We start from the raw sequence: 22,376 nt of genomic DNA on the forward strand, positions 1-22,376 counted from the left end.
CCGCTAGCGGCGGCCGCGTCGAAGGCTTTCGGGGGCGTCGATACTGAGTGTCTCACCGCGGAAGAACGCCGGACGCTTGATCGCCTGCCAGATCATGATCACGACGCCCGCGAGGATGACGACCACGCCCAGCACGAACACGAGGCCGAGACCTCCGATGCTCGACCCGCTGCCGTAGGCCGGGTCCATCGAGTCGACGAGCGTCGTGACGAACAGCACCGCGAGGATCGCGCCGCCCACGAGCGGGAACAGGAACGTGAAGAAGAAGCTGCGCACCGAGTCGAACCACTGCTTGCGGAAGTACCAGACGCACGCGAACGCGGTGAGGCCGTAGTAGAAGCAGATCATCATGCCCAGCGACAGGATCGTGTCGGTGAGGACGTTCTCGCTGATGACGCGCATGACGGCGTAGAACACCGACGCGACGATCGCCGACACCACGGTGGCGTAACCGGGCGTGAAGAAGCGCGGGCTGACGCGGGCGAACTTCGGCGGCAGGGCGCCGTAGTGCCCCATCGCCAGGAGCGTCCGCGCCGGGCCCACGGCCGTGGACTGCAGGGACGCAGCCGAGCTCGACAGCACCGCGAGCGACACGAGGAACGCGAGCGGACCGAGGATCGGGTCGGACAGCGCGAAGAAGACGTTCGCCGAGATGTCCTCGTTCGCCAGTCCCAGCGGACCGTCGCCGACGCCCGCGAACATGATCAGGCCGATCGACAGCAGCAGGTACAGCGAGACCACGATCACGACCGTGAGCATCGCCGCGCGGCCCGGGGTCTTCGCGGGGTTCTTGGTCTCCTCGTTCATGGTGAGGACGACGTCCCAGCCCCAGAAGATGAAGATCGACAGCGAGAGGCCCGCCGCGAACGCGCTGAACGTCGGCACCTCGAACGGGTTGAACCACGACCACGAGAACGCCGTCGGATCGGGGGCATCTCCCGACACCGCCTTGACGATGGCCACGACGGCGAAGAGGAGCAGCACGGCTACCTGGAAGGTCACCAGGATGTACTGGAACTTCTGCGTGGTCTGCATGTCGCGGTAGGAGACGAGCGTCGCGCCCAGCATGAACAGCAGGCACACCACCACGTTGATGAACGGGTTGAACGCGAGGTCCGCGATCTCGGGGTTGCCCGTCAGCTGCGAGATCAGCAGGAACAGGAACTCCACGGCGATGCCCGCGAGGTTCGACAACACGATGACGGTCGCGGCCACGAGGCCCCAGCCGGTCATCCAGCCGATCCACGGGCCGAACGCGCGCACGCCCCACGTGAACGAAGTGCCCGAGTCGGGCATCGCGCGGTTGAGCTCGCGGTAGCCGAAGGCCGTCAGCAGCATCGGGATGAAGCCGACGAGGATGATGGCCGGCACCTGCGTGCCGACGACCGAGACCGTCGGCCCGAGCGACGCCGTGAGCGTATAGGCGGGGGCGATGGTCGAGACGCCGATGACGACGGCGCCGAGGACGCCGACCGCTCCCGCGCTCAGGCCCTTGTTCGACAGCTCACCGGCATGCGCGCCGGAGGACGGTGCCAGCGGCTGGGTGCCGCCGCTCTGGGATGCGCTCATCGTCGTGCGCCTTTCTTGCCGCGGGTGCGGGGCACCACGACCATGGGTACGGGAAGCTCGTGCAGCATCTTCGCCGCCGTCGAGCCGAGGAAGAGCCGCCGGCGCCGGGCCAGCCGGCTCGAGCCGACCACCGCGAGTTCGCCGGGCTCCCAGCCGAGATGGGCGACGGCGTCTTCGATGCTGTCGCCGCGCGCGACGACCACGTCGGCTTCAACGCCGTCCGGGAGTGCCTCGAGGGCCTTGCCCAGCACGTCGTCGGCGTGCGCGGCGCCGGCGATGCGGATGACGCCCGTGTCGACCCCTGCGGGGAGGTCCACCGAGACGAGCGACAGCAGTCGCAGTCGGGCGCCCGTCGCGGTGGCCAGGGCGACGCTCTCGTCGAGCAGGGCGCTCGCGCCCGGGCGCGTGCCGATGGCGGCGGTGACGCGGGTGACCGTGGTCGCCTCCAGCCGGCGCGACCCCTCGGGGGCGAGCACGACGGGCACGTCCGATGAATGCAGCAGCTCGTTCGCCACGGTGCCGAGGCGATGGCGCCCGCGACGTCCGCCATTGGCGGCACCGACGACGATATGGGATGCCGAGAGCTCGTGCGCAGCGGCGATGAGGCCCTCTCCGAAGGAATCGCCGAATCGCACGTGCGACGCGTGCGTCACGGCATCCGGAATCGACGCCGCGGCCTCGGCGAGCCACGTCTCAGACTGAGTCACCAGGTAACGGTCGTAGCCGGCATCGGGCGGGGTGATGACGCTGCGGTCCTCGGCCGGCAGCACCAGCACGAGGTCGAGCGGTGCGTGCATCGCCGCGGCCAGGCGCGCGCCGAGGGCGACGGCATCCGCTCCCGCGTCCGTCGCGGTGTACCCGACCACGATGCGGTCGCTCATCGCCGTGCCGCCTCGACGATGTTCGCGGCCACCAGCCGGCCCATGCGGATGGCGCCGTCGACGTGCTGGTAACCGGCGCCGGCCATGTCGCTGCACGCGAAGTGGATGGGGCCGACGGGGGTGCGCAGATCCGCGCCGTAGCGGGCGAGGCCGCCGAGGTCGAAGCTCGCGGCGTACGCGCCGCGGGTCCACTCCTCGGCGCCCCAATCGCTCTCGAAGTAGACCAGCGGGGTCTTGGCCTCGGGGCCGTAGTAGTGCGACAGCGACTCGAGGATGCGCTCCTTGCGCTCCTCCGCCGAGACGCGGAAGAGGTCGTCGGCGTTGCGGTCCGACACGAAGCCGACCAGGGTGCCGCGCTCGTCGTCGTGGTTGGTGTTGTCGTATGCCTCGTGCGAGATCTCGTACGGGCTGAACGCGGTGCCTGACAGGCCCTGCTCGCGCCAGAACGGGCGGTCGTAGACCGCGTGCACCTTGATGACGAAGCCCATCGAGATGTGCTGGTGCATCTGCTGCTTGAGGCGCGGCAGCGGCGGCGCGAACTCGATCCACGGGTAGAGGATCGGCGCGTGCGCCAGGATGACGAACCGCGCGCGCACCTCGAGGCCGTTGTCGGTGACGACGCGGACGCCGTCGTCCGACCAGTGCACCTCGGTGACCGGCTGACCCAGGATGACGTCGTCGCCCAGGCGCTCGGCGAGGAGGAGCGGAACCTGCTGCAAGCCCCCGACCACGCGCTCGTCGAGGATGAAGTCCGCGTCGACGAGGTGGGAGAAGCTGCCCGCGCTGGCCGCCATGAGAAGGGCCTGGAGCGCGGAGAACGCATACGCGGGCTTGGTGAGCATCGCGCCGGCGATGAAGAGGGCGATGTTGTCGCGCGCCTCCTGGTCATCGGTCTGCCCCTCGAGCCATGCCTCGAACGAGATGCGGTCGAGCGCCTCGGCGTCGGGATGCTCCCACGGCTTGTCGGGGTCGATCTGTGCGACGAGCCCGTCGAGCACCTCGATGAGGCGGACGATCTCCTTCTCGGTCTCGGGTGCGACGGGGAAGATCTCGCCCGTGAAGCGGGTGAGCTCGCCGTCCTGGCCGATGTACACGGAGTCGCCTTCGCGGTAGCGGCTGTAAGTCTCGAGACCCAGCTCGGCGAGGGTCTCCTTGAGCGCGTCCTGGTCGGGTGAGACCCACTGGCCGCCGATCTCGAGCATCGCGCCGTCGACGACGTCGGTCCACAGTCGGCCGCCCACGCGGTCGCGCGCCTCGAGCACGACGACCGACAGTCCCGCCTTCTTCAACTCGTTCGCAGCGGTCGTGCCGGCGGCGCCGGCGCCGACGATCACGACGTCACGTGTCAGCTCGGTCATTCGGACTCCTTCGTTCCTCAGGTCGTTCATTTCTTGTCCAGACCACCCCTTCTCGCCGAATCCACCCGGTTCTGGCCGTCCATCGCGGGTGGTTTCGCCGGGAAGGGGTGGTGTGGACGAGCAGGAGAGGGAGACGGATGCTGCGACCGCCGTGCGTGCGGCGGTCGCAGCATCCGTGATCAAGAGGCAGCCAGCGCTGCGGCGACGACGTCCAGGCCCTCGTGGAGCAGGTCGTCGGTGATCGACAGCGGCGGCAGGAAGCGGATCACGTTCCCGTAGGTGCCGCACGTGAGCACGATGACGCCCTGTGCGATGGACGCCTTCGCAACCGCGGCGGTGAGCGCGGCGTCGGGCTCGCCCGTCGCGGGGTCGACGAACTCGGCGGCGATCATCGCGCCGTGGCCGCGCACGTCGCCGATGCGCGGGTCGGATGCCTGCAGCTCCTGCAGGCGGCCCTTCAGGACGCTCCCGATCTCGCGGGCGCGCTCGAGCATCCCGTCGTTCTCGAACACGTCGATGGCGGCGAGCGCGGCGGCGCATGCTATCGGGTTGCCGCCGTAGGTGCCGCCGAGGCCACCCGCGTGCGAGGCGTCCATGATCTCGGCCCTGCCCGTCACGGCCGCCAGGGGCAGGCCCCCCGCGATGCCCTTGGCGGTGGTGATCAGGTCCGGCACGATGCCGAACAGGTCGCTCGCGAACATCTCCCCCGTACGGGCGAAGCCGGTCTGGATCTCGTCGGCGATGAAGACCACGTCGTTCGCGCGGCACCACTCGACGAGCGCAGGCAGGAAGCCGTCGGCGGGGACGATGAAGCCGCCCTCGCCCTGGATGGGCTCGATGATGACGGCGGCGAGGTTGTCGGCCCCGACCTGCTTCTCGATCATCGAGATGGCCTTCTTGGCCGCCAGGCCCCCGTCGAGCCCGTCGCGGTAGGGGTACGACAGCGGCGCGCGGTAGATCTCCGACGCGAACGGGCCGAAGCCGCTCTTGTAGGGCATCGACTTCGCGGTGAGCGCCATCGTCAGGTTGGTGCGGCCGTGGTAACCGTGGTCGAACGCGACGACCGCCTGCTTGCCGGTGTACTTGCGGGCGATCTTGACCGCGTTCTCCACCGCCTCGGCACCCGAGTTGAACAGGGCGCTCTTCTTGGCGTGGTCGCCGGGCGTGATGCGGTTGAGCGCCTCGGCGACCGACACGTAGGAGTCGTACGGCGCGATCATGAAGCACGTGTGGGTGAACCGGGCGACCTGCTCCTGCACCGCGGCGACGACCTTGGGGTGCGCGTTCCCGATCGTGGTCACCGCGATGCCCGAGCCGAGATCGATGAGCGAATTGCCGTCGGCGTCGACGATGACGCCGCCTCCGGCCGCCACGGCCTGCACGGGCGCGGTGTGTCCGACGCCCGCGGCGACGGCGTCGGCCTTGCGGTCGAGGAGCTCCTGCGAGCGGGGACCGGGGATGCTGGTGACCAGGCGGCGCGCCTGTGGAAGCGTCGGACCGCCGAGGGGCGTTTCGGTGATGATGTCGGCTGCGCTGCTCATGCTGGGGAGCGTATGTCGTGGGCGGAAGGCCACGCACCCGCCCGGGTGTACATTCTGTTCGCCTCGCTGTACAAGACGTACACTCGGAAATCATGGACGCCGACGCCCCCACCCTTCGCGCCCTCCTCGCCCGGCGGGATCTCAAGCTGTCCCTCGCCGGCGACGACCTCGACCCGAGCACCCTGGACCGCGGCATCCGCTGGGTGCACAGCTCCGACCTCGCCGACCCGACTCCTTTCCTCTCCGAGGGCCTCGTGCTGCTCACGACGGGCACGCAGTTCCCCCAGGGGGACGACGCGGACGCGGCCGGGGTCTACCGTTCCTACGTCCACCGGCTCGCGACCCGGGGGGTGGTCGGCCTCGGTTTCGGCACCGAGGTGGTGCGCGAGGGCATCCCGCCAGCCCTGGTCGACGCGTGCCGGGACGAACGCATTCCGCTGTTCGAGGTGCCGTACCGGACGCCGTTCATCGCCGTCGCCCGGGCCAATGCCGAGGCGATCGCCGCAGAGGCGTACGCGCGGCGCAGCTGGGCACTGGCGGCGCAGCGGGCGATCGCCCTGGCGGCGCTGCGCCCCGACGGACTCGGCGCGACGGTCGCCGAGCTCGCGAAGCAGCTCGACACCTGGGTGGGGATGTTCGACGCCGCCGGCGAACTGGCCCGCGAGCACCCCGTCGGCGGGCTCGGCGCCGACACGGCCGCGGCGCTGCAGCGGGAGGTGACGGGCGTGCTGCACCGCGGCGCGCGGGCCGGCTCGTCGCTGCACATCGGCGAGACACCGTTCTCGCTGCAGACGCTCGGCCGCGGCGGGCACCTGCGGGGGGTGATCGCGATCGCCGCCGGAGACCTCGACCAGGAGGGCCGCGTCGTCGTCACCGCCGTCATCGCGATGGCCGGGCTCGCGCTCGAGCAGCAGCAGGGCCTCGGTCGCGCGCGCAACGCGCTGCGGGCGGGGCTCGTGCAGTCGCTGCTGACCGGCGATCCCGCCCTCGCCCGACGCGCCTCACGCGAGCTGTGGGGACCGCTCCCCTCCGCCCCCGTCGTCGTCGGACTGACGGATGCCGCGGCCGCACGGGTCGACGGCATCGCCGAGCTGCTCGAGCTCTGGGCGGACGAGCGGCGCGGCGCCCTGTTCTTCGGCCGCGGCGAGGACGGGCTCGTGCTCGTCGTGCCCGCGGACGACCGCTCCGGCATCGCCGACCTGGTCGAGCGGTACGACGTGCGGGTCGGCCTGTCGGACCCGACCGGCTACGACGGGTTCGCCGCGGCTCTGGGGCAGGCGCGCGTCGCCCGGGATCGCGGCATCCGTCCCGTGACCGAGTTCGCCGAGGTCGCCCGCGCCGGCGTGCTGTCGGCGCTCACCGACGAGGCCCGCGCGCTGGCGCGCGCGGAACTCGCCCCGCTGTACGACCACGACGCCGCGCAGGGCACGCGTCTCGTCGAGACGCTGAAGGTGTGGCTCGACGAGGACTGCTCCCATGAAGCATCCGCGCAATCTCTCGGCGTGCACCGCCACACCGTGCGCACCCGGCTCGCCCTCATCGAGCGTGTGCTGAGTCGCGACCTCTCGTCGTTCGCGACTCGCGCCGAGCTGTGGACGGCGCTGCGCGCCCTCGCCTCGTGACCCGCTCCCGGCGACCCCGCGACGCGCCACGACACGCCGCGCGGGTGCAGACGGCCCCGGCGTGCTGCGGCGGGTCGACGAGCCGCGCGGGCGGGGCGGGCGGGAGAGATCGCCGGCCCGCGGCCCGAATTCCGACAGATCGCCCGACGGTGAGCACGCGTCAGCGGGGCAGGATGGGGGGCATGACCGAGCCGGCTGTGCCCAACGGCGACGTGTCGTGGTGGTGGCGCAGCCTCGGCGGCACTCCTCCCCCTCGCGCTCCCCTGCCGGGCGACATCGACGTCGACGTCGCCATCGTGGGCGGCGGCTACACGGGCCTCTGGACCGCGTACTACCTGAAGCGCGCCCAGCCCGACCTGCGGGTCGTCGTGCTCGAGCAGCGCTTCGCCGGGTTCGGGGCCTCCGGCCGCAACGGCGGCTGGCTCACCAACACCGTCACCGGCGGACGCGAGCGCTACGCCGAGTCGCACGGCCGAGACGCCGCCGTCGCGCAGCAGCGCGCGCTCAACGAGGCGGTCGACGAGGTCATCGCCGTCGCCGCGCGCGAGGGCATCGACGCCGATGTCGTCAAGGGCGGCGAGTACGGCGTCGCCCGCACCCCGGCCCAGCTCGGCCGCCTCACCGCGGGCGCCGTCGCCGAGCAGTCATGGCCGCACACGGACGTGGAGATCCTGGATGCTGCAGCCGCAGCATCCCGGATCCGCATCGCCGGAACGCTCGGCGCCGTCTGGCACCCGCACTGCGCCCGCGTGCACCCGACGAAGCTCGTGCGCGGGCTCGCCGAGGCGGTAGAGCGGCTCGGGGTGCCCCTTCACGAGCGGACCCGCGTGCGCGAGATCGCGCCCGGACGGGCCGTCACCGATCGCGGCACGGTGCGCGCGACGCATGTGCTGCGGGCCACCGAGGGCTTCACCGCCGACCTCCGCGGCGAGCACCGCACGTGGCTGCCGATGAACTCGTCGATGATCGTGACCGAACCGCTGCCTGCGTCGTTCTGGGAGGCCGTCGGGTGGGACCGACACGAGACGGTCGGCGACTTCGCACACGTGTACATGTACGCGCAGCGCACTGCCGACGACCGCATCGCCTTCGGCGGGCGAGGCGTGCCGTACCGGTACGGCTCGCGCGTCGACACCGACGGCAGGACGCAGGAGCGCACGATCGCGTCGCTCAGGCGGCTGCTGCGGGAGTTCTTCCCTGATGCCGCGGGCGTGCCCGTCGCGCACGCCTGGGCCGGCGTGCTCGGCGTGTCCCGCGACTGGACCGCCACGGTCGTCCATGACCGCGCGACGGGGCTCGGCTGGGCCGGTGGCTACGTCGGCACCGGCGTCACGGCGACGAACCTCGCGGGCCGTACGCTCGCCGATCTCGTGCTGGAGCGCGACACCGGGCTCACCCGCCTCCCCTGGGTGGGTCACCGCGCGAAGCGCTGGGAGATCGAGCCCCTGAGGTGGACCGCCGTGAACGCGATCTACACCGCGTATCGGTTGGCCGACCGGGCAGAGGCATCCGGCCGCTCTGAACGCACTGCCTGGCCGGCCCACGTCTCCGACTGGGTCGCCGGACGCTGAGCCGCGCGCCGGCAGGAGCTACAGCGACCAGGCGAGGCGGAGGCGGTCGCACACCTCGGCGAGCTCGCGGTCGCCGAACGTCTGGTGCTCGAGCGTACGCACCGCGACGAACGCCTCGAGGATGTCGGGGCCGAGCGCCCGCTCGGCGACGGGCGACGCCCGCAGGAGCTCGAGCTGAGCCGGGATGCCGACCGGCAGCCGGTCGATCCCTCCGATCGCGCCGGGATCGACCTGAGTCTCGGGCGGCAGTGTCCGGCCCTCGACGATCCCCGTGCGGGCCGCCTCGAGCAGCACCGCGGAGGCGGAGTAGGGGTTCGCCGACGGATCGACGGGCTTGATCTCGATGCTCGCGCCCGCCGGATTGCCGGGGGTCGCGGTGCACAGCCGCACGGCCGCCTCCCGGTTCTCCAGCCCCCAGCACCGGGACGCTCCCGACCACATGCCCGGCTTCATCCGCGCTTCCGAAAGTACGGATCCGGCGAGGACCGCCATGAGGCCCGGCAACGCGTCCAGGATGCCCGCGATCGCGTGGCCGCCGTCGTCCGTGAGACCGTGCGGTCCGCGGCCGTGGCTGAATCGCGGCGACCCGTCGCGGGCCAGCGAGAGGTGCTGATGGGCGCCGTTGCCCGCCCCCGCTGCGGCAGGAAGGGGCGAGAAGGAGGCCGCGAGCCCGACATCGCGCGCCGCCTGCGAGATCACGAGCCGCGCAAGGATGAGCTCGTCGGCCGCGCGCACCGGGTCGAGCGGGAGGAGCGAGGCCTCGAACTGGTCCTCGCCGTACTCGGCGTGAACCTGGGCAAGCTGGATCCCGGCGATCCTGGCGCGAGACAGAAGCGCATCGAGGAACGGCTGCTGGGCCCGGAGCACGCCGAGCCCGTACGCCGACCACTGCGACGAGGCCGCGGCATCCACCAGGACGAATTCCAGTTCGTGGCCGACGAGCGCGCTGAGGCCCAGGGCCGACAGCCGCTCGACCGCGCGACGCAGGGCGGTGCGGGTGCACGCGGGGTCGGGCTCGCCGGACTGCGCGCACAGGGTCGCGGGCGCCCACATCGTGCCACCGCCGAGGTCGCGCAGCTCGGCGGGATCGATCCTCAGGCGCAGGTCGCCCACCACCGAGAAGCGCCCGGTGAACGCGATCTGGTCGTCGACGCAGAACGTGTTCCAGCTGGGGGAGGCGCCCATGCCCGCCGTCGCGAACACCCCCGCCCGGGAAGCGGGCACCGCCTTCGCACGCGGGACACCGCCCGGATCCACGATCGAGCCGATGACGAGGTCGCCGGGAACGTGGGTCATCCGTAGATCCTCGCCGCGTTCTCGCGCCCGATCATCTTGGCGACGCGCGCGGCATCGTCGAGCGAGCAGCGGCCTGCTTGGACGAACCCGGCCAGCACGTCCGTCATAGCCTCACGCCACAGCCGCGCACCGACGGCGTAGCGCTCGGGCAGCCCCCACGCATCGGTCGAGAAGAGCACCGCCGAGAACGGGGCGAGTTCGAGCGACCGCGCCACGACGCCGGTCGCGGCGGCTCCCAGATGCGAAACGGCCAAGCCGACGTCCATGACGACGTGCGGGTACGTGTGGCACAGGAACCCCGCCGCCCGCTCGAACGGATAGCAGTGCAGGAGCGCGATCGTCGCGTCCGAGCCGGCGGAACGCGCAATGAGCGGCTGCAGCAGCAGCGGGTCGGCTCCGGCGAGCCTCAGGTCCGAGTCGCCGAAGCCCGCGTGAACCTGGAGCACCGCCCCGGCGTCGATCGCCCACCAGATGAGATGCCGGATGAGAACCTGGTCGGTGAGCCGCGGCGGTGCGCCGCTCTCGGCGAGCCGGGCGAGCCAGCGCGCTGCGGCGGCCGTGACCTCCCTGTCGGTGGGGCGAGCGGGCGGCAGCGCGAGCCCCGTGCGATAGGCGGCGACGGTCTTGTAGCCGGCAGCTGTCGCGCGCGTCTCGTCGAGGCGCCGGTCGAGCTCGGCCATGAACCCCGACGCGTCGGACGCTGCAGCCGCGGAGGCTTCGGCGACCGCCTCGAGTCGCACGATCGGGCGGATCCGCAGCCCGAACGCGAACAGCTGCGCCTCGCCGAGTAGGCTCTCCGGCGCGTACCCGCCGTCGACGAGGACCTCGTCGACGCCGGACGCATCGAGCAGGCGCCGTGTAGCCTCAGGGGTGCCGAGCTCGCGGCGCCGCCGCAGATAGACCTCTGGAGCGGCGAACGGCTCCAGCCCGAGGACGGGCGCGCAGATGCGGCGGATCGCGAAGCCGAGCTGGCTGTCGAACGCCGTCGCTCCCCGCCGCAGCGGCGCACCGGACTCGGACAGGGCCGTCTCGAACCCGGCATCGTCCAGATCGTCCGCGAAGACGCTGTGGGCATGATGGTCGACGAGACGGATGCCGTTGAGGACGTCGCCCACGGCATCGCGCACCGTGGCCGCACTCGGCGCCGCCGCACTGGCGAGGGTGGGCGGCGGCGCGTTGCGCATGCGGCCACGGTAGTGGTCGACAGGTCGGCGCGGAACCCTCCGGGTTGCTGCGTCGGTCAGCGCGGGGCGTGCGCCTCGAGGAACTCGTAGACGTCGGTGGTGTCGACGCCGGGGAACGAGCCGGTGGGCAGGGTAGCCAGCAGCGTGCGCGGCGTGCGCACGTTCGGCCACGATTGCTCGCGCCACGACGCCTCGAGCTCCGCCGGCGCGCGGCGGCAGCAGACCTCGACGGAGTGCTTCGAGACACCGCGGTTCGGGGTGTCTCGGCCCAGGAACCACTTCGTGTCGTCGAAGCGGACGCCGACACTGATCGAATGAGCGCCCTCGCTGGAGAGCTCGACCCGTGCGGTGCACCAGTAGGTGCCATTCCCGGTGTCGGTGTACTGGTAGTACGGGTTGAAGTGGTCGTCGACGTCGAAGACGACGCGCGACGTCCACTTGCGGCAGCACATCTGCCCCTCGATCGCGCCCAGGCGGTCGGTCGGGAAGTTCACGTCGTCGTTCTCGTAGACCTTCGTGATGACGCCCGACTCGTGGACCTTGAGGAAGTGCACGGGGAGGCCGAGGTGCACCGTCGCGAGGTTGGTGAAGCGGTGCGCGGCCGTCTCGTACGACACGGAGTACGCGTCACGGAGGTCCTCGATGGAGATCGAGCGGTCCTTCTTCGCCTCCTGCAGGAACGGCACCGCGTGCGCCTCGGGGATGAGCAGCGCACCGGTGAGGTAGTTGGTCTCCACGCGCTGGCGCAGGAAGTCCGCGTACGAGGTGGGCTCGCGGTGGCCGAGGATGCGGCTCGAGAGGGCCTGCAGCACCGCCGTGCGCGGGTCGCCCTTCGTGGTGAGCCGACTCGAGAGGTACAGGCGGCCGTTCTTGATGTCTGCGACCGAACGCGTGGTCTGCGGCAGGTCGGGCACGTAGTGCAGGGTGAAGCCGAGGTGCGCGGCGATGTCTGATGCCGTGCGCTGCGTCAGCGGACCACCGGGATGGTCGACCGCGTCGAGGATGCGCCGCGCCTGGAGCTCGAGCTCGGCGAAGTAGTTGCTCTGCGTGCGCATGAGCTTGCGCAGCGCCACATTCGCCCGCCGGGCCTCCTCGGGCGTCGCGGCCCGCTCGTCGCGAAGCCGCTCGATCTCGCCCTGCAGCGCCAGCATCGCCTTGAGCGCCTCGGTCGGCACCGTCTTGCCGATGCGGAACGGCGGGATGCCGAGCGCCTGGAACGTCTGCCCGCGCATGGCCCGCTCGAGGGAGATCTCGAGGGTCGCGCGCTCGTCGAGCGGCTGCGACTCGAGGATCGCGTCGATCGATGACCCGAGTGCACGTGCGATCGCCTGCAGCAGGGTGAGCTTCGGCTCGCGCCGGCCGTTCTCGATCATCGACAGCTGGCTCGGCGCGCGGTCGACGGCGGCGGCGAGCTCTTCGAGCGTCATGCCGCGATCGGTGCGCAGCTGCCGGATGCGGCGGCCGATGGTGAGGGGGTCCACCTCACCATCGTCCGGGACTTCACCGCGCACATCGGAGGTCAACGTCGTCGTCATGCCGTGATTCTGTCACGAAAGCAGAAATAACCGAAAACTTCACACCCTGATTCGTCGGGCCAACCCCTGAACTTCACCGCAGAGTGGTCTCACGACGAACCACCGATCCAGCCAGACGCGGATCACGGATGCTGCGACCCGGCCGACTCCGCCGGGCCGAGGCATCCCTCACGAACTCCACACCTCGCTCACCCGTCACGATGTGCCACTCGACCTGGCACTTCGCGACAGGTGAGCGGACCCAGACAGGAAGGCAGGACCATGACACCTGCGACAGCCACCCCGATGCGCACGCGCACCGGCCCGATCCCCACGCAGACCCACGAGCCCTCGATCGAGGTCGCCGGAGGCCTCGCGCCCCGCTACGACGAGATCCTCACGCCGGAGGCGCTGGCGTTCCTCACGGAGCTGCACCACCGCTTCGGCGCCCGCCGCCACGACCGGCTCGCCGACCGCATGCGCCGCCGCTTCGAGATCGGCAACGGGCACGACCCGCAGTTCCGCGACGACACCCGCCACATCCGCGAGGACGCGGAATGGAAGGTCGCCGGCGCCGGCCCGGGCCTCGAGGACCGCCGCGTCGAGATCACGGGCCCCACCGACCCGAAGATGACGATCAACGCACTGAACTCGGGCGCGAAGGTGTGGCTCGCCGACCAGGAGGACGCCACGAGCCCGACCTGGAAGAACGTCATCGAGGGCCAGCTGAGCCTGCGCGACGCGATCCGCGGCGAGTTGTCGTTCACGAGCCCCGAAGGCAAGCACTACGAGGTCACGGCGACCGAGACGCCGACGATCGTGATGCGTCCGCGCGGATGGCACCTGCCCGAGCAGCACATCCGCTTCACCGACCGCACGGGCCGCACGATGGCCGCGTCGGGCTCGCTGGTGGACTTCGGCCTGTACTTCTTCCACAACGCGCAGCAGCTCATCGCGAACGGCCGCGGCCCCTACTTCTACATCGCCAAGCTCGAGTCGAGCGAAGAGGCGAAGCTGTGGGACGACGTCTTCACGTTCAGCGAGCAGTACTTGCGTCTCCCGCACGGCACCGTCCGCGCGACCGTGCTGATCGAGACCCTGCCGGCCGCCTTCGAGATGGAGGAGATCCTGTTCGAGCTGCGCGACCACATCGCGGGCCTCAACGCGGGTCGCTGGGACTACATCTTCTCGATCATCAAGAACTACCGCGGCCGCGGCGCACGCTTCGTGCTGCCCGACCGCAGCGAGGTCACGATGACAGTGCCGTTCATGCGGGCGTACACCGAGCTGCTCGTGAAGACGTGCCACAAGCGCGGCGCCTTCGCGATCGGCGGCATGAGCGCCTTCATCCCGAACCGCCGCGACCCCGAGGTCACCCGGCGCGCCTTCGAGAAGGTCGCCGCCGACAAGAAGCGCGAGGCCGGCGACGGCTTCGACGGCACGTGGGTCGCCCACCCCGACCTGATCCCGGTGGCCCGCGCGGAGTTCGACGCGGTGCTGGGCGAGCGGCCGAACCAGCTCGACCGCCAGCGTCCCGAGGTCGAGGTGAAGGCCTCCGACCTGATCGACGTCCACATCGGGCGTCCGATCACGGCGGCAGGCGTGCACGGCAATGTGTCGGTGGCGATCCGCTACATCGAAGCGTGGCTGAGGGGCCTCGGCGCGGTGGCGATCGACAACCTCATGGAGGATGCCGCCACCGCCGAGATCAGCCGCAGCCAGGTGTGGCAGTGGATCCACCAGGACCGCACCACCGAGGACGGCACCGCGATCACGCGGGACTCGATCGAGGCTCTCATCTCCCAGGTGCTGGCCGAGGCGGACCGCCGCGAGGGCGACCGGTTCGACGACGCCGCGGACATCTTCCGCGAGGTCGCGCTCGGCCAGGACTTCCCGGCGTTCCTGACGCTGCCCGCCTACGCGAAGTACCTCGTCGAGACCGAGTGACGCGCTTCAGCCATGGCTCGTGCGAGCCACCCTCCCCACCGACAGAAGGAATTGACATGACTGCCTACCAAGACGACATCGAAGCCATCCGGGCGCTCAAGGAGCAGCACGGCCGCGGCTGGGATGCCATCGACCCCGAGTCCGCTGCCCGCATGCGGGCGCAGAACCGCTTCCGGACGGGGCTCGAGATCGCCCAGTACACGGCCGACATCATGCGCCGCGACATGGCCGAGTACGACGCCGATTCGTCGGTCTACACCCAGTCGCTCGGCGTCTGGCACGGCTTCATCGGCCAGCAGAAGCTGATCTCGATCAAGAAGCACCTGAAGAGCACGAACAAGCGCTACCTCTACCTCTCGGGGTGGATGGTCGCCGCGCTCCGCTCGGAGTTCGGCCCGCTTCCCGACCAGTCGATGCACGAGAAGACGGCGGTGCCCGCCCTCATCGAGGAGCTGTACACGTTCCTCCGCCAGGCGGATGCGCGTGAGCTCGACCTGCTCTTCACCAAGCTGGACCAGGCTCGCGTCGCCGGCGACGAGACCGCCGTCGAGTTCGTCCAGTCGCAGATCGACAACTACGAGACCCACGTGGTGCCGATCATCGCCGACATCGACGCCGGCTTCGGCAACCCCGAGGCCACGTACCTCCTGGCGAAGAAGATGATCGAGGCGGGCGCGTGCGCGATCCAGATCGAGAACCAGGTGTCGGACGAGAAGCAGTGCGGCCATCAGGACGGCAAGGTCACGGTTCCGCACGAGGACTTCATCGCGAAGCTCACCGCGGTGCGCTACGCGTTCCTCGAGCTCGGGATCGAGAACGGCATCATCGTCGCCCGCACCGACTCGCTCGGCGCCGGACTCACGCAGAAGCTCGCGGTCACGCACCGGCCCGGCGACCTCGGCGACCAGTACAACGCCTTCCTCGACGTCGAGGAGATCTCAGGCGCCGACCTCGGCAACGGCGACGTCGTCATCAAGCGCGACGGAAAGCTGCTGCGGCCGAAGCGCCTCGCCAGCAACCTGTACCAGTTCCGCTCGGGGACCGGCGAGGCGCGCGTCGTGCTCGACTGCATCACGTCGCTGCAGAACGGCGCCGACCTGCTGTGGATCGAGACCGAGAAGCCCCACGTGGAGCAGATCGCCGGCATGGTCGACGCGATCCGCAAGGAGATCCCGAACGCGAAGCTCGTCTACAACAACAGCCCGTCGTTCAACTGGACGCTCAGTTTCCGCCAGCAGGCGTACGACCTGCTCGCCGAGCAGGGCGAGGACGTCTCGGCCTACGACCGCGGTGACCTGATGAGCGTCGACTACGACGACACCGAGCTGGCGCGGCTGGCCGACGAGAAGATCCGCACGTTCCAGCGCGACGGCTCGGCGCGCGCCGGGATCTTCCACCACCTCATCACGCTCCCGACGTACCACACGGCGGCGCTGTCGACCGACAGCCTCGCGAAGGGCTACTTCGGCGACGAGGGCATGCTCGCGTATGTGAAGGGCGTCCAGCGTCGCGAGATCCGCGAGGGCATCGCCACGGTCAAGCACCAGAACATGGCCGGAAGCGACATCGGCGACAACCACAAGGCGTACTTCGCCGGCGACGCCGCCCTCAAGGCGGGCGGGCAGCACAACACGATGAACCAGTTCAGCTGAGTTCTCAAGAGAGCGGATGCCTCGACCCGGCGAACCCGCCGGGTCGAGGCATCCGTCGTCCCTCCCCGTCGCCGGGACGAGCGCCTCACACGAAACGCTCTCGCAGGCGGGCGAGAGCCCAGTCCCAGTCGATGCGCGCCTGCTCCAGGCGGACCGCGGGACCGAGCCGGTCAGTCACGAGATCGTCGTACAGGTCGTGGTCGGCGATGTCGCAGAACCCGCCATGCGGCGTGCCGCTCCCTCAGGCGATCGAGTTCTTCGACGTCGATTCTGCGTCCAGGCGAGGAGACAGCCCCGGCACCGGCGAATGCGTGACCGCGCGACTGTTCGACGGCCCGCTCGCCGAGCGGGCTCATCGCCAACAGCTCGACGAGCACCGACGCGGCGATCACCGCCGTCACGCGGCGTCGCGTTCTGCCCGCAGGATCTTCTGAGCCTCGTCGCCGAGATCGACAGCGCCGCGGGTACGCACGCGGTCGAGGAGTTCGTCGAGGGTCGGGTGCTGCGCTTCGCGCTCGAGGATCTCGAGGACGTCATCCGACAGGCTGCGTCCCGACGCGGCCGCGCGGGCCTTCAGCGTGCGGTGGACGCATTCGGGCACGTCGCGGACCTGGAGGTTCGACCTGCGATCATGACGCATGTGAAGGTCGTCAGCTCAGCAGTCCGCGCTCCATGGCGAGGGTCACGGCGCGGGTGCGGTCGGCGACGCCGAGCTTCTCGAACACCTTGAGCAGATGCGTCTTGACGGTGGACTCGCCGATGCCGAGCACGGCGGCGATCTGCTTGTTGCTGTGGCCGGTGGCGACCAGCCGCAGCACGTCAAGTTCCCTCACGGTGAGCACGGTCTCGGGCGCGGGGCGCCGCATCCGCTCCACGAGCCGCACCGCCACCTGGGGCGACAGCGCCGACTGCCCCGCCGCCACCGAGCGGATTCCCGCGACGATCTCGGCCTGCGGTGCGGCCTTCAGGAGGTACCCCGTGGCGCCCGCCTCGATGGCCGCCAGGATCTGGTCGTCGGACTCATAGGTGGTGAGGATCAGCACGCGCGGCGGCGGGTCGCCCGCCTCTCCCCCCGCGATCCGCGCGGTGGCAGCGACGCCGTCGACCTTCGGCATGCGCAGATCCATCAGCACGACATCGGGACGGGTCGCGGCCGCGAGGCGGACCGCTTCGTCGCCGTCGGATGCCTCGGCAACGACCTCGAAGCCGGGCTCGTCCGAGAGCAGCCCGGAGAGGCCGGCGCGCACGACCGGGTGGTCGTCGGCGATGAGCAGCCTGATCATGGGTGTTCCCCCATCGTCGGCATCGCGTCGGCCGCGGCATCGCCCGTCGTGGCCGGGGCCGCCGGGACCGCCTCGCCCTGCGCGTCGCCCGACGCCGCAGGAAGCCTGACCGTCAGCGTCGCGCCCTCGCCCGGCACGGAGGCGACATCGAACGCGCCCCCGGCCAGCGCCACGCGCTCGCGCATGCCGTCCAGCCCGAAGCCGCTTCCCGGCCGGGAGACGTCGAAGCCTCGTCCGTCGTCGCGCACCTCGAGCACCGCGGCGCCGTCCGCCGCGACCTCCACGCGCACGGTCACCTTCGCGGCGCCGGCGTGCTTCGTCACGTTCGACAGCGCCTCCTGCAGGCAGCGCAGCAGCACCACCTGCGCCTCGCGGTCCAGGTCGCCCCGCACGCCGGCGGTGTCGAGCGCGATGCGCGCCGCGCCGTGTTCGCGGAACCGATCGATGAGACGCTCGACCGCGGCGCCGAAGGCCGGCTCGCGGGGAACGGCCGCCGTGCGGGCGACGAGCGCCCGGGCCTCGGCGAGGGCGTCGCGCGCGACCCGTTCGACGGTCGCGATCGTGGTGGCGGCAGCATCCGTCTGCCCGTCCCTGGATTGCCGCCCCGCGCGCTCGGCGAAGATCACGAGGCCCGCGAGAGTCTGCGCCAGGGTGTCGTGGATGTCGCGGGCGAGACGCTCGCGCTCGGCCGACGCGCCGCGCTCGCGGCTGAGCGCCTCGACCTGGGTCTGCGCCGCGGTCAGTTCGGCCAGCAGGCGCTCGCGCTCCTCGCCGTACTCGGCGATGCGGGCGATCCACAGGCCGATGGCGATCGCGAACGAGAGGGAGAAGACCGCGGTGGTCGCGCCGGCGAGCAGGGAATCCAGGTTCAGGCCGTAACCGAAGCTCGCCCCCACGAAGACGCTCCCCGCGATGACCGCCGATCCGCCGATGCCGCGACGCCGGGAGTCGCCGATGACCCACACCAGGGGGTACGCCAAGGTCTGGAGCATCGCCATGAACGGCGCCGCGCCGGCGCCGATCCCCGCGGCGACCGCTGCCACCGACAGGAAGGCGGGGTACCGCCATGCCGCGCGCGGAGGCTCGATCGCGCCGCGACCGATCAGGGCATAGCCCAGGACGAAGAGGCCGATCGCCGCGAGGGCGATCGCCGTGCGGGCGGCGTTGGCGGGCGGGAAGAGGAAGACGAGCGCGATGGCGATGACGGCCGACACGATCGACACGATCGCGTCCCATCCCCGCTTCGTCAGCATCTTCCCTCTCCCGTTTCGGCGATCGGCGCCCGGTCTCCGCGCGATCCGCGGAGGCGGGGCACCGTCAGGCTATGCGTCGCGCCGGATCCAGCGGAAGGTGACGCGCGACAGCACCAGACCCACGATCAACCAGATTCCGAGAGCGATCGCGACGCCTGCGAGGTTCCACTCGCCGTTCTGCTCGAGTGCCGCGTACGCGTCGGGCAGGAACACCGCACGCATGCCCTGTGCCATCCACTTGAGCGGGAACAGCCCCGCGACGTTCTGCAGCCAGTCCGGCAGCTGCGAGAACGTGAGGTACACGCCCGAGATGAACTGCAGCGCGAGGGCGATCGGAACGACGACGGCGGTGGCACTCTTCGCGGTGCGCGGCACGGACGACAGCGCGACACCGAGGAGGGCCGACGTCGTGATCCCGAGGACGAACACCCAGGCGAAGGTCATCCAGCGCTCCGGCTCGGTCGGCAGCTCGACGCCGAGCACCGCGGAGGCGAACACCAGCAGCAGTGCGGACTGCAGCACTCCCGTGACCAGCACCTGCCCGATCTTGCCGATGAAGTAGCTCACCGGCGACAGCGGCGTGCCGCCGAGTCGCTTGAGCATGCCGTCGGAGCGCTCGATCGCGATGTCCATGGCCAGATTCTGGAAGCCCGAGAGCAGCAGGCCCGCGGCGATCATGCCGGGCAGATACAGCTCGGCCATCGAGATCGGTGGCACGCCAGGAGCGATCTGCACGTCGCCGTCCGACCCGAACGCGACGCTGAACAGGCCCAGCATGAAGACGGGGAAGAGGAACGTGAAGAACAGCGTGTCGCCCGAGCGGAAGTACTGCGCCAGCTCGAACCGCGTGCGCCAGATGCCGACGCTCAGGACATTGCGCCGCGGGCGACGCGAACGGATACCGACGGCACGCGACCCCTCGACGGTGACGCTCATCGCACCGCTCCCTTCTTCTCGGCGGCCGCACCCGCGGTCGCCTCCGCGGTGGTCTCACCGACCATTTCGAGGTAGACGTCCTCGAGGCTCGGCCGCACGATTTCGAGCTCGGCGGGCGCGCCGCCCAGCCGCGCCGCCAGGGCGGTCGCGAACGCGAAGGGGTCCTCGGTGCGCTCGTGGCGCAGCATCCCGTTCTCCACCCATCGCACGATCGGCACCCGCGCAGCCTCACCGCCGAACCCCGCGACGGGGCCGATCGCCTGCAGCCGTCCGGCGGCGATCACCGCGACGCGGTCGGCGAGCTGCGCCGCCTCGTCCAGGTAATGCGTGGTCAGCACGATCGTCGTGCCTTCGGCCTGGAGGCGCCGGATGAGCTCCCAGAACTCGCGACGGGCGTGCGGGTCGAAGCCTGTCGTGGGCTCGTCGAGGAACAGCAGCTCGGGGCGACCGATGATGCCGAGGGCCACGTCGACCCGTCGCTGCTGTCCGCCCGAGAGCTTCGAGATGCGGGTCTTCGCCTGCGCCTCGAGGCCGACGGCGGCGATCACGTCGTCGACGTCGCGCGGATCCGGGTAGAAGCCCGCGAACTGCCGCAACTGCTCGCGGACCGTGACGAGGCCGGACTGGCCGGTCGACTGGAGCACGATGCCCAGTCGCGCCTTGAGGTCGAGGCCACCCGTGGCGGGGTCGACGCCGAGCACCTCGACGTCGCCGCCTGTGCGCCGCCGGTACCCCTCGAGGATCTCGACGGTGGTCGACTTGCCGGCGCCGTTCGGCCCGAGGAGGGCGAACGTCTCGCCGCGCTCGATCTCGAACGACACCCCGTCGACGACCGTGCGATCGCCGTACGTCTTGCGCAGGTTCCGCACCCGCACCGCTAGTGTCTGCATGCTTCCAGCGTCGCCGGGAACGGATGCTGCGCCCAGCCGTCATCCGCAGGAGAAGGCATCCCCCATTCGGTGGATGCCGTCGTCCACCGTGCGCTCCCGCTGCCCGCGGCGCGATCCGGTCAGTGACCCTGTGCAGTCGTCACCGGCACGGGAGCCGGAGCCGCCGCGCCGGCCGCCCGCTCCTCGGCGCGCAGCAGGCGCTGACCGCGGATGCCTCCCGCGAGCGCCCACGCGAGCAGCCACACCCCGGAACCGACCGTCACGATGAATGCGACGCGCAGGCCGACGTCGGGGTCGAGCAGCACCACCAGGGCGATGAGCGACATGACGCCGCCGACGACAGCGCCCGTGGCGCCGATCATCGTCAGCACGCAGCCGCGCGCGAGCCACCACGCGATGCCACCGGCGATGACGAGCACGATGGCGAGCACGACGGCTCCCCAGATCCAGGCGTCCACGACGCATAGGGTACCGCGCCCCCGGGCCGATCCGGAAGTGCGCTTACCGATCGGACGCTCCGTCGTGTCGCGCCCGAATCGCGCACACGAGCGGGCCACGCGTGCGCGATCGGCGGCTGAAACGTCGCGAGGCGCCGACTACGCTCGAAGCGTGACCGAACGCCCACCGCTCTCCCGCAAGCCCACGCTTTCCAAGAAGCTCAGTGCCATCGCCGAGTCCGCGACCCTCAAGGTCGATGCCAAGGCGAAGACGCTGCAGGCCGCCGGCCGGCCCGTGATCTCGTACGCGGCCGGCGAGCCCGACTTCGCGACCCCGCAGTTCATCGTGGACGCCGCCGCCGAGGCGCTGCACAACCCCGCGAACTTCCGCTACACGCCCGCAGCCGGCCTCCCGGTGCTGCGCGAGGCGATCGCCGCGAAGACGCTCCGCGACTCGGGCCTCGAGGTCGACCCGTCGCAGGTTATCGTCACCAACGGCGGCAAGCAGGCCGTCTACCAGGCCTTCCAGACCGTGGTGAACCCCGGCGACGAGGTGCTGCTGCCGGCGCCCTACTGGACGACCTACCCCGAGGCGATCGCCCTGGCCGACGGCATCCCCGTCGAGGTGTTCGCCGGTGCCGACCAGGACTACAAGGTGACCGTCGAGCAGCTCGAGGCCGCCCGCACCGACAAGACCACGGCCCTCGTGTTCGTGTCGCCCTCGAACCCGACCGGCTCGGTGTACACCCTCGAAGAGACCGAGGCGATAGGCCGCTGGGCCGTCGAGCACGGAGTCTGGATCATCTCCGACGAGATCTACCAGAACCTCGTCTACGAAGGCACGCGCGCCGTGTCGATCGTGGAGGCGGTTCCGGATGCTGCGGCCCAGACGATCCTCGTCAACGGCGTCGCGAAGACCTACGCGATGACCGGCTGGCGCCTGGGATGGATGGTCGGCCCCCAGGACGCGATCAAGATCGCCGGCAACCTGCAGTCGCACCTGTGCTCGAACGTGAACAACATCGCGCAGCGCGCGGCGCTGGCCGCGCTCACCGGTCCGCAGGACGAGGTCGAGCAGATGCGCCAAGCCTTCGACCGCCGCCGCAAGCTCATCGTCGCCGAACTATCGAAGATCGACGGCGTCCAGGTGCCCACCCCGCTCGGCGCCTTCTACGCGTACCCGGACGTGCGCGGCCTCCTCGGTCGCGAGTGGGCCGGGATCACGCCAACGACCTCTCTCGAGCTCGCCGACCTCATCCTCGAGAAGGCCGAGGTCGCCGTCGTTCCGGGCGAGGCCTTCGGCCCGTCCGGCTACCTGCGCCTGTCGTACGCGCTCGGCGACGACGCCCTCCTCGAGGGTGTGCAGCGCCTGCAGCGCCTCTTCGCGTCGTAACGCACCCACCCTTCTGAACGCGGATGCCTCGGCCCAGAGGCATCCGCGT

The 22,376-nt window shown here is 70.8% G+C and carries 19 protein-coding genes; 5 read left to right on the forward strand and 14 right to left on the reverse strand.

Going from position 1 to position 22,376, the window contains the following annotated elements:
- Positions 1 to 3: 3 nt before the first annotated feature.
- The 4 genes from MRBLWH3_RS17665 to gabT form a co-directional block, all read right to left on the reverse strand.
- On the reverse strand, positions 4 to 1,569 hold the full coding sequence (locus MRBLWH3_RS17665; protein WP_363434808.1) for an APC family permease: 1,566 nt from the start codon (positions 1,567 to 1,569) through the stop codon (positions 4 to 6).
- Entirely contained in the window at positions 1,566 to 2,450 is an 885-nt protein-coding gene (locus tag MRBLWH3_RS17670; RefSeq protein WP_363434811.1) for a universal stress protein, read from the reverse strand. Before MRBLWH3_RS17670 ends, MRBLWH3_RS17665 begins: the two co-directional genes overlap by 4 nt.
- Positions 2,447 to 3,808 (reverse strand): flavin monoamine oxidase family protein, encoded by a 1,362-nt coding sequence (locus tag MRBLWH3_RS17675; protein ID WP_363434814.1) that lies wholly within the window; start codon positions 3,806 to 3,808, stop codon positions 2,447 to 2,449. The genes MRBLWH3_RS17670 and MRBLWH3_RS17675 overlap by 4 nt, the downstream gene beginning before the upstream one ends.
- 179 nt (positions 3,809 to 3,987) lie before the next feature.
- The gene (gene gabT / locus MRBLWH3_RS17680) at positions 3,988 to 5,349 is read right to left on the reverse strand and encodes a 4-aminobutyrate--2-oxoglutarate transaminase (RefSeq protein WP_363434817.1); all 1,362 of its coding nucleotides are present in this window, start codon (positions 5,347 to 5,349) and stop codon (positions 3,988 to 3,990) included.
- 92 nt (positions 5,350 to 5,441) lie between these two features.
- Between gabT and MRBLWH3_RS17685 the strand changes: the two genes are divergently transcribed.
- Entirely contained in the window at positions 5,442 to 6,971 is a 1,530-nt protein-coding gene (locus MRBLWH3_RS17685) for a PucR family transcriptional regulator (protein ID WP_363434820.1), read from the forward strand.
- A gap of 182 nt (positions 6,972 to 7,153) precedes the next feature.
- Positions 7,154 to 8,542, forward strand: coding sequence for an NAD(P)/FAD-dependent oxidoreductase (locus tag MRBLWH3_RS17690; protein ID WP_363434823.1), 1,389 nt, complete (start codon positions 7,154 to 7,156; stop codon positions 8,540 to 8,542).
- 18 nt (positions 8,543 to 8,560) lie between these two features.
- Here MRBLWH3_RS17690 and MRBLWH3_RS17695 read toward each other — a convergent pair whose 3' ends face one another.
- From MRBLWH3_RS17695 to MRBLWH3_RS17705, 3 genes are read right to left on the reverse strand one after another with little or no spacing between them, the layout of a single operon-like run.
- Positions 8,561 to 9,838, reverse strand: a complete 1,278-nt coding sequence (locus MRBLWH3_RS17695) for a glutamine synthetase family protein (RefSeq protein WP_363434826.1) — start codon at positions 9,836 to 9,838, stop codon at positions 8,561 to 8,563.
- On the reverse strand, positions 9,835 to 11,022 hold the full coding sequence (locus MRBLWH3_RS17700) for an amidohydrolase family protein (protein ID WP_363434829.1): 1,188 nt from the start codon (positions 11,020 to 11,022) through the stop codon (positions 9,835 to 9,837). The genes MRBLWH3_RS17695 and MRBLWH3_RS17700 overlap by 4 nt, the downstream gene beginning before the upstream one ends.
- A 56-nt stretch (positions 11,023 to 11,078) precedes the next feature.
- The gene (locus MRBLWH3_RS17705; RefSeq protein ID WP_363434832.1) at positions 11,079 to 12,557 is read right to left on the reverse strand and encodes a helix-turn-helix domain-containing protein; all 1,479 of its coding nucleotides are present in this window, start codon (positions 12,555 to 12,557) and stop codon (positions 11,079 to 11,081) included.
- A gap of 285 nt (positions 12,558 to 12,842) precedes the next feature.
- Here MRBLWH3_RS17705 and aceB point away from each other — a divergent pair, with 285 nt between their 5' ends.
- Positions 12,843 to 14,483 (forward strand): malate synthase A, encoded by a 1,641-nt coding sequence (gene aceB / locus MRBLWH3_RS17710; RefSeq protein ID WP_363435616.1) that lies wholly within the window; start codon positions 12,843 to 12,845, stop codon positions 14,481 to 14,483.
- 56 nt (positions 14,484 to 14,539) lie between these two features.
- The gene (locus MRBLWH3_RS17715; protein ID WP_363434835.1) at positions 14,540 to 16,135 is read left to right on the forward strand and encodes an isocitrate lyase; all 1,596 of its coding nucleotides are present in this window, start codon (positions 14,540 to 14,542) and stop codon (positions 16,133 to 16,135) included.
- A gap of 85 nt (positions 16,136 to 16,220) precedes the next feature.
- Here MRBLWH3_RS17715 and MRBLWH3_RS17720 read toward each other — a convergent pair whose 3' ends face one another.
- The 7 genes from MRBLWH3_RS17720 to MRBLWH3_RS17750 all read right to left on the reverse strand — a co-directional run bounded on the left by MRBLWH3_RS17720 (position 16,221) and on the right by MRBLWH3_RS17750 (position 20,955).
- Positions 16,221 to 16,343 (reverse strand): Wadjet anti-phage system protein JetD domain-containing protein, encoded by a 123-nt coding sequence (locus tag MRBLWH3_RS17720; RefSeq protein WP_363435619.1) that lies wholly within the window; start codon positions 16,341 to 16,343, stop codon positions 16,221 to 16,223.
- A gap of 189 nt (positions 16,344 to 16,532) precedes the next feature.
- Positions 16,533 to 16,775 carry a FitA-like ribbon-helix-helix domain-containing protein gene (locus MRBLWH3_RS17725; protein ID WP_363434838.1) on the reverse strand — a complete coding sequence of 81 codons (243 nt, stop codon included), beginning with the start codon at positions 16,773 to 16,775 and terminating at the stop codon, positions 16,533 to 16,535.
- 10 nt (positions 16,776 to 16,785) lie between these two features.
- The gene (locus MRBLWH3_RS17730) at positions 16,786 to 17,418 is read right to left on the reverse strand and encodes a response regulator transcription factor (protein ID WP_363434841.1); all 633 of its coding nucleotides are present in this window, start codon (positions 17,416 to 17,418) and stop codon (positions 16,786 to 16,788) included.
- The gene (locus MRBLWH3_RS17735) at positions 17,415 to 18,671 is read right to left on the reverse strand and encodes a sensor histidine kinase (protein WP_363434844.1); all 1,257 of its coding nucleotides are present in this window, start codon (positions 18,669 to 18,671) and stop codon (positions 17,415 to 17,417) included. Before MRBLWH3_RS17735 ends, MRBLWH3_RS17730 begins: the two co-directional genes overlap by 4 nt.
- 69 nt (positions 18,672 to 18,740) lie before the next feature.
- Positions 18,741 to 19,607 carry an ABC transporter permease gene (locus MRBLWH3_RS17740; protein WP_363434847.1) on the reverse strand — a complete coding sequence of 289 codons (867 nt, stop codon included), beginning with the start codon at positions 19,605 to 19,607 and terminating at the stop codon, positions 18,741 to 18,743.
- Positions 19,604 to 20,497: an ABC transporter ATP-binding protein gene (locus tag MRBLWH3_RS17745; protein WP_363434850.1), complete on the reverse strand. Its 894-nt coding sequence runs from the start codon at positions 20,495 to 20,497 to the stop codon at positions 19,604 to 19,606. The genes MRBLWH3_RS17740 and MRBLWH3_RS17745 overlap by 4 nt, the downstream gene beginning before the upstream one ends.
- Before the next feature lie 119 nt (positions 20,498 to 20,616).
- Positions 20,617 to 20,955: a hypothetical protein gene (locus MRBLWH3_RS17750; protein ID WP_363434853.1), complete on the reverse strand. Its 339-nt coding sequence runs from the start codon at positions 20,953 to 20,955 to the stop codon at positions 20,617 to 20,619.
- 151 nt (positions 20,956 to 21,106) lie between these two features.
- On the opposite strand from MRBLWH3_RS17750, the gene MRBLWH3_RS17755 reads away from it, so the two are divergent.
- Entirely contained in the window at positions 21,107 to 22,327 is a 1,221-nt protein-coding gene (locus tag MRBLWH3_RS17755) for a pyridoxal phosphate-dependent aminotransferase (RefSeq protein ID WP_363434856.1), read from the forward strand.
- The last annotated feature ends 49 nt before the right edge of the window (positions 22,328 to 22,376 follow it).

Origin of the sequence: Microbacterium sp. LWH3-1.2 (assembly GCF_040675855.1) — a bacterium.
In the GTDB taxonomy this organism is placed as follows: domain Bacteria; phylum Actinomycetota; class Actinomycetes; order Actinomycetales; family Microbacteriaceae; genus Microbacterium.

Bases quoted from the DNA above. Each gene is read 5' to 3' on its own strand.
- MRBLWH3_RS17735 (WP_363434844.1), bottom strand. From the start codon at position 18,671: ATGCTGACGAAGCGGGGATGGGACGCGATCGTGTCGATCGTGTCGGCC.
- MRBLWH3_RS17695 (WP_363434826.1), bottom strand. From the start codon at position 9,838: ATGACCCACGTTCCCGGCGACCTCGTCATCGGCTCGATCGTGGATCCG.
- MRBLWH3_RS17665 (WP_363434808.1), bottom strand. From the start codon at position 1,569: ATGAGCGCATCCCAGAGCGGCGGCACCCAGCCGCTGGCACCGTCCTCC.
- MRBLWH3_RS17740 (WP_363434847.1), bottom strand. From the start codon at position 19,607: ATGAGCGTCACCGTCGAGGGGTCGCGTGCCGTCGGTATCCGTTCGCGT.
- MRBLWH3_RS17690 (WP_363434823.1), top strand. From the start codon at position 7,154: ATGACCGAGCCGGCTGTGCCCAACGGCGACGTGTCGTGGTGGTGGCGC.
- MRBLWH3_RS17725 (WP_363434838.1), bottom strand. From the start codon at position 16,775: ATGCGTCATGATCGCAGGTCGAACCTCCAGGTCCGCGACGTGCCCGAA.
- gabT (WP_363434817.1), bottom strand. From the start codon at position 5,349: ATGAGCAGCGCAGCCGACATCATCACCGAAACGCCCCTCGGCGGTCCG.
- MRBLWH3_RS17675 (WP_363434814.1), bottom strand. From the start codon at position 3,808: ATGACCGAGCTGACACGTGACGTCGTGATCGTCGGCGCCGGCGCCGCC.
- MRBLWH3_RS17715 (WP_363434835.1), top strand. From the start codon at position 14,540: ATGACTGCCTACCAAGACGACATCGAAGCCATCCGGGCGCTCAAGGAG.
- MRBLWH3_RS17685 (WP_363434820.1), top strand. From the start codon at position 5,442: ATGGACGCCGACGCCCCCACCCTTCGCGCCCTCCTCGCCCGGCGGGAT.
- MRBLWH3_RS17700 (WP_363434829.1), bottom strand. From the start codon at position 11,022: ATGCGCAACGCGCCGCCGCCCACCCTCGCCAGTGCGGCGGCGCCGAGT.
- MRBLWH3_RS17670 (WP_363434811.1), bottom strand. From the start codon at position 2,450: ATGAGCGACCGCATCGTGGTCGGGTACACCGCGACGGACGCGGGAGCG.
- MRBLWH3_RS17705 (WP_363434832.1), bottom strand. From the start codon at position 12,557: ATGACGACGACGTTGACCTCCGATGTGCGCGGTGAAGTCCCGGACGAT.
- MRBLWH3_RS17745 (WP_363434850.1), bottom strand. From the start codon at position 20,497: ATGCAGACACTAGCGGTGCGGGTGCGGAACCTGCGCAAGACGTACGGC.
- aceB (WP_363435616.1), top strand. From the start codon at position 12,843: ATGCGCACGCGCACCGGCCCGATCCCCACGCAGACCCACGAGCCCTCG.
- MRBLWH3_RS17730 (WP_363434841.1), bottom strand. From the start codon at position 17,418: ATGATCAGGCTGCTCATCGCCGACGACCACCCGGTCGTGCGCGCCGGC.